Genomic DNA, 11776 nt, shown 5'->3' on the forward strand with positions numbered 1-11776 from the left:
GATTCCGCAAGGAAGCAGCGCTTTCAGCGATTTGTCCATTGCGCTCGACGCACTTCTCAAACTGCTGCGCGAAGGCAACTGGGACGCTGTCGCCGACCAGCAGGCGGCTCTTCTACAAGCGCTCGAGGCCGTCAAAAACCCGGCCCTGATCGGACAACGAGCAATCTCCTCCACTCAACTCGCCAGCCTGCAGGACAAGCTCCAAAAGGCCATCGGCGAATGCCGCGAACGTCAGGCGCAAATCGCGCCCCTGGTGCAAGCCTTCACGAAAAATCGCCCGCCGCAATCTAGCTCATGATTCCGCCGGATGTCGCCAGTTCGCTACGCTCGGTACTGACCGAGTCGCACAGCGCGACCCAACAGCCCCAGCAAACCCAGCCCGTTGCAGCTACCCAGCGCATCGCCGACGTCCTTGGCAACCTCGTGCCGGGCCAGCGGATCATGGCGGAAATCCAGGGCATGCAGGCCAACGGCACCTATCGGGCGATGGTCGGCCAGCGGGAAATCACCCTTTCCCTGCCGTTCTCCGCCAAAGCCGGCGACAGCCTGGAACTCGAAGTCACCGAATCCGACGGCAAGCTGACCCTCGCCTTCGTCGCCAATCGCGGCGAACCGGCCGCCAAGGAACAGCCGGTCTCGGTTTCCACCTCGCTGAGCAACACCGGCCGGATGATCGGCGACCTGCTGCAGGAACTGACGGTCGACGGCAAGCGAGCACCGGCGGCGCCGCTCAACGGCAACCAGGCGCTGGTCCAGAACATGCCGAAGGATGCCGCCCAACTGGTCCCGGTACTGAAGCAGGCCTTGACGCAAAGCGGCATGTTTTACGAAGCCCACCAGGCGCGCTGGGCCGCCGGCCGGCTGCCGACCGAGCAGTTGCGTCAGGAACCGCAAGGCCGGCTACCCGCCCCGGCAATGCCGCCGACCGCGGGAAACAATCCCGGGCAAAGCGCCGCCCAACCGGCCCACAACCCCTCGGGGCAGGCCCCGGCAGCGGCCACCCCAGCCAGTCTCCCCGGCGGCGCAGCGCCCACCGGTGCCAATTCCGCGAACCCGCTCCTCCCCGGCACTGCCGGAACATCGCTCCCGGCAGCGGGCGGCAGCGCCCAGGCGCCCGCCAATTCACCGACGACCGCGGCGATGCCGAGCCAGCTTCCCGGCAACACGCAGCCCCCCGCCGGCGCTAACGAGTCGAGTCCGCCACAGCCCCCCCCGGCACAGGGCATTGCACAGCAACCCACGGCCAACTCGCCTACCCAGTCGATTCCCGGTCAGGCCGCGACGCCGCCCAGCCAGGCATCCGGCGCGCAACCGTCTTCGCAACCGTCTTCGCAACCGTCTCCGCAAGCCTCGACCGCAGCGCCTTATGCCGCCCCGGCCAATGCTGCCACGCCTGCCGGGCCGCCCCCAGCCAATGCCACGCCCCAAGCCCCGATGCCGCAGGTCACGCCGGGCGCTTTGCCGCAGGCCACTGGCAACCCGGCATCGCCAGCAGGCCCTGCCGCCCCCAATTCGCCCCCGCCAGCACTTCCGGGAGCAGGCGTGCCGGAAGCCGCTCGGCAAACCACCGGCGGCTTGCCACCGCCGCTGCTCAGGCAAGGCCATCTGGTCTACGAGGCGTTTCCCCCGAGAACCGCCTGGACAGCGCAAAGCGGCGAACCGTCCGCAAGCACCTCGCCCCTTGCCTTACCCTCTTCTCCACCATCGCCACCGCCCGCCAGCGGCCCGCGTGAACAGGCGGCTCTGCCAAACCCGACGCCGACGGCCGAGCCCTTCCGTGACCAGGCGGCAAGTGCCAAGCCTAGCGCCAGCGGACCGGCAAACCTTGCCGAGAGCAGCCGGGACAGCGGACGAAGCCAGGCCCCGCCGGCCACCGCCCCGGCTTCGACGGCGCTGGCCGAAAAAACCCAGGCACCGGGACTGCCCCCCGGCCCGGCCGGGATTCCGCGCGACATCGCCCCGCTCGTCCAGCAACAGCTCGATGGCCTGGCCAATCAGAACTACGCTTGGCAGGGCCAGATCTGGCCGGGGCAGAATCTGTGGTGGGAAATCGGCGAAGATCCGGATAGCCGCCGCGGCGGCGACGAGGAAGGCAAGCGCTGGCAAACCCGCCTGAAACTGTCGCTACCGATTCTCGGCGATGTCGATGCCAGGATTTCGCTGCAAGGCTCGGGACAGATCAGCCTGCGCATCGCCGCCGGCGATGCGGCGAGCGCGACGCAGCTACAGGAACGCCTCGCCGAGTTGCGCCGGCAATTTGAAGATGCCGGTCTGTCGATCGGCCAGATACGCGTCGATCATGAACCACTCCCCGAAACCGAATCCGCTGCGTGAAGCGGTCGCCCTGGCCTACAGCCAGACCGATGCCGCCCCTCGCGTCGTCGCCAAGGGCAAGGGGCTGATCGCCGAACAGATCATCACCAAAGCCAGGGAACATGGGGTTTATGTGCACGAATCGGCCGAACTGGTCGCCTTGCTGACCCAGGTCGATATTGACGAACACATCCCGCCGCAGTTATACATGGCCGTAGCCGAACTACTGGCCTGGCTGTACCGGATCGAACAAGGCGAGCATCCGGAACCGCCCAAGGTCTAACCCGATCGAGCAAAGCGCCACCATGCCCACCGTCAGCAACACCGCTTCCACGACCCTATTCGAAATCGACCAACCCGACCAGTTCGGCCAGTTCATCCAGAACAACCCGCTGGAAATCCTGCGCAATCTGCGCGCGCTGACCAAACAGGGGGGATTTGTCAGCGTTTACTTCGATCGCGGCGAAAAGTTTTTCCTCAGCACGATATTGGCCGTCGACGAGAACCGGCGCAGCATCGTGATCGACGCTCCGCGCCAGGCGGAAGTCCTGCAGCAAGCCGTACAGGCCGGCGTCGCCACACTGTGCGCCAACCTGGACCGGATCAAGATCCAGTTCCACCTGCAGCGTCTGCTTCCCGACACCTGGGAAGATCGCAACGCGCTGACCAGCCTCCTGCCGGAGAGAATGCTGCGCCTGCAGCGCCGCGAGTTCTTCCGCATCCAGACGCCGCTGCTCAACCCCCTGCGCTGCCGCCTGATCCGGCAGCACGGCGACGGCCGCAGCGAAGTCTTCGATTTCCCGCTGCACGACATCAGCGGCGGCGGGGTCTGCCTGGTAGCACCGATCGAGATGGTGGAAAAGTTTTCACTGGGCGAACTGTTTGCCGACTGCCGCCTGGACATTCCCGGCGAAAGCGTGCTCTCGGTCAATCTCCGGGTGCGCGAACTGGCCCAACTGGAAATGCACGACGGCCAGCCGCAGTTAAGGCTGGGTTGCGAGTTCTTCAACCTGCCGGGGACCCGGCTGACCCTGATCGAGCGCTATATCACCCGACAGGAACGCGAAAACAAGGCCCGCCTGAACGGCTACACCTGATCCGGCGAGCGCTCAGACCTGCAGGTTCATCACGTCCTGGTAGGCTGTGACGAGCTTGTTGCGGACCTGGACCATTTCCTGGAACGAAACGCTGGCGCTCTGCAGGGCAATCATCACTTCGTGAAGATTCTGGTTGCTGTCGCCGGCGGCAAGTTTTTCCGCCATCTGGTTGGCCGATTTCTGGGCCTGGTTGACCTTGTCGATGGAGTTTTTCAGCACCTCGGCAAAATCGGTCACGCCAGCCGTCGTGCCGGCATTGCCGGCAGCGGGCAGGCTCGAAGCCTGCGCGGCGGTTGCCCGCAACGTGCTCAACATCTGTTCGATACCCTTGGTGTCCATCTGTCACTCCTTTTCGCAGGCAATTCCGAGCAAGAAGCAGGCCAACATCAGTCCTGGTAATGCCCTTCCTCGCGATACTGCTGCAACTTGTAGCGCAAGGTCCGCTCGGAAATCCCCAGACGCTCGATCGCCAGCTTGCGTGAACCGCCGACTTCGGCCAGCGTCTGCAGGATGTGCTCGCGTTCGAGATCCTTGATGTTCCTATTATCGCCGTTTTTCGCGGCAACCGGCTGTCCGGCGCTGTTTGCCGGGGTCAGCGGCAAGGCGGCCGTTGCCGGCAGGTTCAGGTGTTCCGCCGCGATCTCCTGCCCCGGCGCCAGGATCAAGGCGCGCTGGATGACGTTTTCCAGCTCCCGGACATTGCCCGGCCAGGCATGCGCAGTAAGCGCCCGCTCCGCCGCCGGCGATAGCCGCATGCCGGTGCGCCCGAAGCGGCTGCCATGCTCGGCGATGAAATGGCGGGCGATCGGCACGATGTCGAGCGGTCGCTGGCGCAGGGCCGGAATCGCCACCGGGAAAACGTTGAGCCGGTAGTAGAGGTCTTCACGAAAGACGCCGCGAGCGACTGCTTCCGCCATGTCGCGGTTGGAGGTGGCGACGATGCGGATGTTGAGCGCCACCGGCTTCTTGCCGCCGACCCGCTCGACTTCCCTTTCCTGCAGCACGCGCAGCAGCTTGGCCTGCAGGCCCAGCGGCATTTCCGTGACTTCGTCGAGCAGCAAGGTACCCTCCTGTGCCTGTTCGAACTTGCCGGCCTGCGCCTGCTGCGCCCCGGTGAAGGCGCCTTTCTCGTAACCGAACAGGGTCGCCTCGAGCAGGCTGTCGGGGATCGCCGCACAGTTGATGGCGACGAAAGGACCATCGCGCCGGGCCGAGTTTCGATGAATGAAGCGAGCGACCACTTCCTTGCCAACCCCCGATTCTCCAGTGAGCAGAACCGTCGCATCGGTCTGGGCGACACGCCCGGCGATGGCGAACAGGTCGCGGCTGCCGGGGTCTTCGGCAATCACGCCGCCATCGTCGCGGGTCGCCGCCAGTTCGTACTTGTTGATATGCGCGAGCAGCGCCTGCGGCTCGAAAGGCTTGAGCAGGAAATCGCAGGCGCCGGAACGCATCGCATCGACCGCCTTGTCCACCTCCGCGTAGGCGGTCATCAGCAGCACCGGCAGGTGCGGCAGGCGGGCGCGGATCTCCTTGAGCAGGGTGATACCGTCCATCGGCATCATGCGCACGTCGCTGACAACGATCGAGAAGGCCTCTTCGTCGAGCGCGCGCAAGGCCGCCTCGCCGCCATCGACGGCACGATAGCTGCGGCCGGCGAGTTCCAGCGTGTCGCCGATCGCCTCGCGCAAGCTGGGATCGTCCTCGACGACGAGAACCGGCAGGTTATGTTCGCTCATTGCTTCACTTTCATTTCAGGCTGCCGCTACCGGCAGCGTCATCACGAACTCGGCGCCCTCGCCACTGGCCGGCGCGACTTCGATCGTCCCGCCATGCGCGCGCGCCACGCCGAGGGCGATGGCCAGGCCAAGACCGGTGCCCTGGCCCTTGGTCGTGTAGAACGGTTCGAAGATGCGCCCCCGCTTCTCCGGCGCAATGCCCGGCCCGGTATCGCGCACCGACAAGGTCAGCCAGTCCTTGCAAAAATTGCCGGTCAGGCAAATTTTGCCGCCCGCCGGCGTCGCCTGCAGTGCGTTTTCCAGCAGGTTGACCAGGGCGCCGAACAGCGCCTTGCGGCTGCCGACGATTCTCGCATCAGCACAGTGGTCGACCAATACAAATTCGATGCCATGTTCGCGCATCAGGGCGTCCATCGTCTGCGCCGCGTCGGCCAGCAGTTCGCCGGCCGGGATCACGTCGTGGCCGATGCTTTCGCCGCGCGCGAAGAGCAGGACATCCTGGATCAGCCGTTCGAGTCGCCGCAACTGACCGGTCGCCTTCTCCGAAAAACGGCTGCGGACCTCGTCGCTGATCCCCGGCTGGCCCAGGTTGGAGGCATGGAGCAGGGCCGCCGCCAGCGGCGTGCGCAACTGATGCGCCAACGATGCCGCCATTTCGCCCATCGCCGCCAGCCGCTGGCTGCGCTCGAGCTCTTCCTTCATCCGCTGCGCCGAGGTGATGTCGTGGATCAGCAGCAACTTGCCATCGCCGGAAGGCAGCGTACTTTCGGCGATCGACACCCGCGCCTCGCCGAGCAACCACTCGCCGACGGTCAGCGTCGGCGCCAGCGACTGGCCGACCACGTCGCCCCAGTGCCGGCCCAGCACCGCCTCGCCGAACATGGCGATGGCGGCGGGATTGACGGCGGTGACCCGAGCGCCCTGGTCGAGCAACACGACCCCCGCCGGCAGGGCGTCGAGCAGCGAGGAAAGGCGCTCCGACAGAGCCTCCTTTTCCCGGTACTGGCGACGCAATTCGCCATTGGCGACGGCCAGTTCCTCGGTCAACGAAGTCACCCGCGACTGCAGGGCTTCATAAGCCTGGGTCAGCTCGGCCGAGACCTGGTTGAACATGGCGAATGCCCGCTGCAATTCGGCGGCTTTATCGGCCACAACGGGTTCGGCGGCCTGGCTCGGAGGGTTTGTCATTAAAATGATCGGGTGCATTCGGCGCCGGTAATAGTAGAATATTTCTAGGAAAATTTGGCTTCCCGATTGATTCTTCTTCTGTTTCTCTTTGATCGACCCGGCACTTGATGGCAGCAACCACCGATACCACCGCAGGAAATGCACCCCCTGAAAGCCAGGTGCAGCGCCTGCGCGAGGCCTTCAATCGCCTCAGCGAGCGGCAGAAGATCGGGCTGGCCGTCGCCATCGCGGCGATCGTCGCGCTGATCGTCGGCTCCATTCTGTGGAGCCGGCAGCCGGATTACAAGGTTCTCTTCTCCAACCTCGACGAGCGCGACGGCGGCAACATCGTCGCCACCCTGGAACAGCAGAACATTCCGCACCGCATGTCGAACACCGGCGCCATCATGGTGCCGGCCGAGCGCGTGCACGAAGTGCGCCTGAAGCTCGCCTCGCAAGGCCTGCCGCGCGGCGGCATGATCGGCTTCGAACTGATGGAGAACCAGAAGTTCGGCATCAGCCAGTTTGCCGAACAGGTCAATTACCAGCGCGGCCTGGAAGGCGAACTGGCGCGCACCATCATGTCGATCGGCTCGGTCCAGGCGGCGCGCGTGCACCTGGCGATCCCCAAACCCTCGGTCTTCGTCCGCGAGGAACAGAAGCCGACCGCCTCGGTGATGCTCAGCCTCTATCCCGGCCGCGCCCTCGACAGCACCCAGGTCGCCGGCATCACCCATCTCGTCTCCTCGAGCGTGCCGCAACTGCAACCCGGCAACGTCAGCATCCTCGACCAGAACGGCAGCCTGCTGTCGACCCTGAAGAACAAGCTGACCGAAGCCGGCCTCGACGCCACCCAGCTGAAATACGTCCGGGAGGTCGAGAACGGCATCGTCGCCCGCATCGAGGACATCCTGAAGCCGGTCCTCGGCCCCGACAACTTCAAGGTCCAGGTGGCGGCCGACATCGACTTCTCGCAGAGCGAACAGACCGCCGAAACCTTCCGCCCGAACGCGACGCCGGAAACGACGGCGATCCGCAGCCGGCAGAACAACGAAACCGCCAGCGTCAACGAAGCCACCGGCGGCGTGCCCGGCGCCCTGACCAACCAGCCGCCGGTGCCCGCCACCGCGCCGTTGACCGCCCCGGCCACCGGTAACACCGGGGCGCCCGGCCAGCGACCGGGCAACGTGCCGGGCAGCATCGACGCTGCCGGCATCACCGCGCCGATCAACGCTGCCGGCCAGCCGATCAGCACGGCCAAGAACTCGACGCTCAATTTCGAGCTCGACCGCACCATCCGCCACACCAAACAGGGCATGGGCGCGGTCCGCCGCCTGACCACCGCCGTCGTCGTCAATCACCGCAAGGACGTCGATGCCAAGACCGGCAAGGACATCACCAAGCCGCTCGCCGACAGCGAGATGAAGCAGATCAACGATCTCGTCCGGGAAGCGATGGGCTTCAGCCAGGAACGCGGTGATTCGATTTCGGTCGCCAATGCGCCGTTCACCGCCGTCGAGAAGGAAGAGATCAGCCTGCCGGTCTGGAAGGACCCGGAACTACTGGGCATTGGCAAGGAATCGCTGCAATACCTGCTGATTGCCGCCATCATCGCCTTCCTTTACTTCAAGATCATCCAGCCGGCGCTCAAGACCATGTTCCCGCCGCCGCCCAAGGCCAGCGAGGCCGCCGGCGCCGCCGGAACCGCCGGCCATCCCGGCGCCACCGGCGACGAGGCGGAAGACGAGGAAGCCGTGCAGATCGACCATTACGCGGTCAAGGTACAAAAGGCCCGCGACCTGGCACAGAACGACGCCAAGGCGGTAGCCAACATCATCAGAGAATGGATGGGCGCCAATGCCAGCTGAAGACGGACTGGAAAAGAGCGCGACCTTGCTCATCGCGTTGGGCGAGGACCATGCCGCCGAAGTGCTCAAGCACCTCGGCCCGCGCGAGGTGCAGAAGCTCGGCCACGCGATGGCCGCCCTCAAGTCGGTACCGCGGACCACGGTCGAAGCCGTGCTCGACAGTTTCCACAAGGACATCGAGGAACATTCCGCCGTCCACGTCGACACCGACAACTACATCCGCTCGGTGCTGACCAAGGCGCTCGGCGACGACAAGGCCTCCAACCTGATCTCGCGCATCCTGCAGGGCGGCGAGACCTCGGGCATCGAAGGGCTGAAGTGGATGGACGCGCAGACCGTCGCCGACCTGATCAAGAACGAGCACCCGCAGATCATCGCCACCATCCTCGTTCACCTCGAACACGACCACGCCAGCGAAATCCTCAACCACTTCACCGAGCGCCTGCGCAACGACGTCGTGCTGCGCATCGCCACCCTGGAAGGCATCCAGCCGTCGGCGTTGCGCGAGCTGAACGAAGCGATGCTGCGCATCCTCTCCGGCTCGGCCAGCATCAAGCGGACGGCGATGGGCGGCGTGCGCACCGTCGCCGAAATCCTCAACTTCATCGGCACCGCCAACGAAACTTCGGTGGTCAACGCGATCCGCGAGTACGACCCCGACCTGGCGCAGAAGATCCTCGACGAGATGTTCGTCTTCGAGAACCTGATGGACATCGACGACCGCTCGATCCAGATGATCCTGCGCGAAGTCCAGTCCGACTCGCTGGTCCTCGCGCTGAAAGGCGCCTCGCCGGAACTGCGCGAGAAGATCTTCAAGAACATGTCGCAACGCGCCGCGGAAATGCTGCGCGAGGATCTCGAGTCGAAGGGTCCGGTCCGCCTCTCCGAAGTCGAGGCGGAACAGAAGGAAATCCTCAAGGTGGTCCGCCGACTGGCCGACGAAGGACAGATCGTCCTCGGCGGCGCCGGCGGCGAGCAGATGATCTAAGGCATGGCTGGCGTCATTCCCAAGGAACAACTGGCCGCCTACCAGCGCTGGCAAGCCAACGCCTTCGACGCTCCCGCCGCGCCGCCGGCGGCGCCCGCGCGCGAAGCGGAAGCCGCGCCGGGCACAACGCTGCCGGAAGCGGAAAGCGAAAGCGTCGACGCTACCTCGTTCACCCTGCCGACCGCCGACGAAATCGAGCAGATGCACGAACAGGCCCATGACGAGGGCTATCGCGCCGGTTACGAAGAAGGCCTGCAAGCCGCTCAAGCGGCGACGCTCGCCGCGCGCGAGCAGGAAGTCGCCCGCCTGGCGGCAATGACAGGCGCCCTGCGCGACGCCCTGAACCGCCTCGATCAGGAAGTCGCCGAGCAATTGCTCGACCTGGCGCTGGAAGTTGCCGCGCAAGTCGTCGGCAGCAGCCTGAAAACCCAGCGCGAGCTGCTGCTGCCGGTGATCCGCGAAGCGCTGCAGGCGCTGCCGCTGCATCACGGCAGCATCGCCCTGCACGCCAACCCGGACGACCTCGACCACCTGCGCGACGCGCTCGACGAACTGGTCGCCCAGAGCAACCTCAAGCTGGTGCCGGACAGCGCCATCGCTCCCGGCGGCTGCCTGCTCAAGGCCGGCCACAGCGAAATCGACGCCAACCTGGCGACGCGCTGGAAGCGGGTGCTCGAAGCGATCGGTGTCGATCCGGAACGATGGCTGCTCCGTTGAACGACGCCTCGGTCGACCACAGCGGACGCTGGCAGAAATTCCTTGACGGCTGCCGGCTCGCCGCCGGCAACGCGCAGCCGCTCTGGCCGAGCGGTCGCCTGACCCGGATCAACGGCCTGGTCATGGAAGCCACCGGACTCAAGCTGCCACTTGGCAGCACCTGCCGCATTTTCCCGACCATCGGCGCCCCGGTGGAAGCCGAAGTCGTCGGCTTTGCCGGCGAAAAGCTCTACCTGATGCCGTCCGATGAAGTCTTCGGCCTGGCGCCCGGTGCCCGCGTCGTTCCCTTCGACGTGCCCAGCCCGGCGCCGCAGATCGACCAGCCCGGCTACCTCAAGCGGCGCGCCATCGACCGCGCCAAGCAGGTCCCGGTCGGCGACGAACTGCTCGGCCGCGTCGTCGACGGCGTCGGCCGCCCGCTCGACGGCCAGGGGCCGCTGCACGCCGCGCATGCCCGGCCGCTGCAGAGCCGGCCGATCAACCCGATGAGCCGGGCGGCGATCGAACACCCGCTCGACGTCGGCATCCGCGCCATCAACGCTCTGCTCACCGTCGGCCGCGGCCAGCGCATGGGCCTGTTCGCCGGCTCCGGCGTCGGCAAGTCGGTGCTGCTCGGCATGATGGCGCGCTACACCGAAGCCGAAGTGATCGTCGTCGGCCTGATCGGCGAGCGCGGTCGCGAAGTCAAGGAATTCATCGAACAGATCCTCGGCGAGGAAGGCCGGCGGCGTTCCGTCGTCGTCGCCGCCCCCGCCGACACCGGGCCGCTGATGCGCCTGCAGGGCGCCGCCTACGCAACGACGATCGCCGAATACTTCCGCGATCAGGGCCGCCAGGTCCTGCTGATCATGGACTCGCTCACCCGCTACGCCATGGCGCAGCGGGAAATCGCCCTGGCCATCGGCGAACCGCCGGCCACCCGCGGCTATCCGCCGTCGGTCTTCGCTCGTCTGCCGCAACTCGTCGAGCGCGCCGGCAACGGGCCGGAAGGCGGCGGTTCGATCACCGCCTTCTACACCGTGCTCGCCGAAGGCGACGACCAGCAGGACCCGATCGCCGACTCGGCGCGCGCCATCCTCGACGGCCACATCGTGCTCACCCGCAGCCTGGCCGATGCCGGCCACTACCCGGCGATCGACATCGAACAGTCGATCAGCCGCGCCATGGTCAACCTGATCGACAACCAGCAGCTCGACAACATCCGCCGCTTCAAGGTCCTGTTCTCGCGCTACCAGCGCTCGCGCGACCTGATCGCGGTCGGCGCCTACGTTCCCGGCTCCGACCCGGTGCTCGACCAGGCCGTCGCCAACTATCCGAACATGGAAGCCTTCCTGCAGCAGCGGATCGACGAGAAATCCGATTTCCAGACCGGGGTCGCCCACCTGGCCCAGCTTTTCATGTAAGCCATGAGTTCCACCTTCTCCCTGCAGCCCCTGCTCGAACTGATGCAGGAAAAGACCGACGAAGCCACCCGCCGCCTCGGCCAGCTCATCGCCGCCGAACAGAACGCCCGCAGTCGCCTGCAGATGCTCGAGAACTACCGCGCCGAATACGCGGAGCGGCTGCGCCAGGCCATCTCTCAAGGAATCACCCGACAAGTGCTGGCCAATTACCAGGATTTCCTGGCCCGCATCGACGAGGCAATCCAGCAACAACGGCAGATCGTCGGCCAGTCGGAAAACAACACGGCCCGCGGCCAGCAGGACTGGCGGGAGAAAAACACCCGCCTGAAGGCCATCGGCACCCTCTCGGATCGCCACGACGAACGTGAGCGGCGCAAGGAAGACAAGAAGGAACAAAAACTGCTGGACGAATTCACCACCCGGAAATTCGCCACGCAGACGAAAGACGGAACACCGGACTAGCCCGGCACGTTAATTGCTGAAT

12 protein-coding genes are annotated in these 11776 nt (G+C 65.8%); 9 read left to right on the top strand and 3 right to left on the bottom strand.

What is annotated here, in order from left to right; all coding sequences use genetic code 11:
• The first annotated feature begins 31 nt into the window (after window positions 1-31).
• The 4 genes from AC0KWY_RS09830 to AC0KWY_RS09845 are packed head-to-tail and all read left to right on the top strand — an operon-like array spanning window position 32 to window position 3410.
• A complete protein-coding gene (locus tag AC0KWY_RS09830; protein WP_474029462.1) occupies window positions 32-298 on the top strand; it encodes a hypothetical protein in 267 nt (88 codons plus the stop codon).
• The gene (gene fliK, locus AC0KWY_RS09835) at window positions 295-2334 is read left to right on the top strand and encodes a flagellar hook-length control protein FliK (RefSeq protein WP_474029463.1); all 2040 of its coding nucleotides are present in this window, start codon (window positions 295-297) and stop codon (window positions 2332-2334) included. Before AC0KWY_RS09830 ends, fliK begins: the two co-directional genes overlap by 4 nt.
• Window positions 2300-2596, top strand: a complete 297-nt coding sequence (locus tag AC0KWY_RS09840) for an EscU/YscU/HrcU family type III secretion system export apparatus switch protein (RefSeq protein ID WP_474029464.1) — start codon at window positions 2300-2302, stop codon at window positions 2594-2596. The genes fliK and AC0KWY_RS09840 overlap by 35 nt, the downstream gene beginning before the upstream one ends.
• Window positions 2597-2618: 22 nt before the next feature.
• Complete coding sequence (locus AC0KWY_RS09845; RefSeq protein ID WP_474029465.1) at window positions 2619-3410, top strand: flagellar brake protein; 792 nt, start codon at window positions 2619-2621, stop codon at window positions 3408-3410.
• Between the two features lie 12 nt (window positions 3411-3422).
• Here AC0KWY_RS09845 and fliE read toward each other — a convergent pair whose 3' ends face one another.
• The 3 genes from fliE to AC0KWY_RS09860 are packed head-to-tail and all read right to left on the bottom strand — an operon-like array spanning window position 3423 to window position 6337.
• Window positions 3423-3749, bottom strand: coding sequence for a flagellar hook-basal body complex protein FliE (gene fliE / locus AC0KWY_RS09850; protein WP_474029466.1), 327 nt, complete (start codon window positions 3747-3749; stop codon window positions 3423-3425).
• Between the two features lie 47 nt (window positions 3750-3796).
• Window positions 3797-5149, bottom strand: coding sequence for a sigma-54-dependent transcriptional regulator (locus AC0KWY_RS09855; protein ID WP_474029467.1), 1353 nt, complete (start codon window positions 5147-5149; stop codon window positions 3797-3799).
• Between the two features lie 15 nt (window positions 5150-5164).
• Window positions 5165-6337 carry a sensor histidine kinase gene (locus AC0KWY_RS09860; protein ID WP_474029468.1) on the bottom strand — a complete coding sequence of 391 codons (1173 nt, stop codon included), beginning with the start codon at window positions 6335-6337 and terminating at the stop codon, window positions 5165-5167.
• 107 nt (window positions 6338-6444) lie between these two features.
• On the opposite strand from AC0KWY_RS09860, the gene fliF reads away from it, so the two are divergent.
• Genes fliF through fliJ form a run of 5 tightly spaced genes read left to right on the top strand, consistent with a single transcriptional unit; the run spans window position 6445 to window position 11754 of the window.
• A complete protein-coding gene (gene fliF / locus AC0KWY_RS09865) occupies window positions 6445-8184 on the top strand; it encodes a flagellar basal-body MS-ring/collar protein FliF (RefSeq protein ID WP_474029469.1) in 1740 nt (579 codons plus the stop codon).
• A complete protein-coding gene (fliG, locus tag AC0KWY_RS09870; protein WP_474029470.1) occupies window positions 8174-9172 on the top strand; it encodes a flagellar motor switch protein FliG in 999 nt (332 codons plus the stop codon). The genes fliF and fliG overlap by 11 nt, the downstream gene beginning before the upstream one ends.
• Window positions 9173-9175: 3 nt before the next feature.
• Window positions 9176-9889, top strand: a complete 714-nt coding sequence (locus AC0KWY_RS09875; RefSeq protein ID WP_474029471.1) for a flagellar assembly protein FliH — start codon at window positions 9176-9178, stop codon at window positions 9887-9889.
• Window positions 9874-11292 (top strand): flagellar protein export ATPase FliI, encoded by a 1419-nt coding sequence (fliI, locus tag AC0KWY_RS09880; protein ID WP_474029472.1) that lies wholly within the window; start codon window positions 9874-9876, stop codon window positions 11290-11292. Before AC0KWY_RS09875 ends, fliI begins: the two co-directional genes overlap by 16 nt.
• 3 nt (window positions 11293-11295) lie before the next feature.
• Window positions 11296-11754, top strand: a complete 459-nt coding sequence (gene fliJ, locus AC0KWY_RS09885; protein ID WP_474029474.1) for a flagellar export protein FliJ — start codon at window positions 11296-11298, stop codon at window positions 11752-11754.
• Window positions 11755-11776: the final 22 nt, after the last annotated feature.

The organism is Azonexus sp. MM2026_4, from assembly GCF_055901855.1.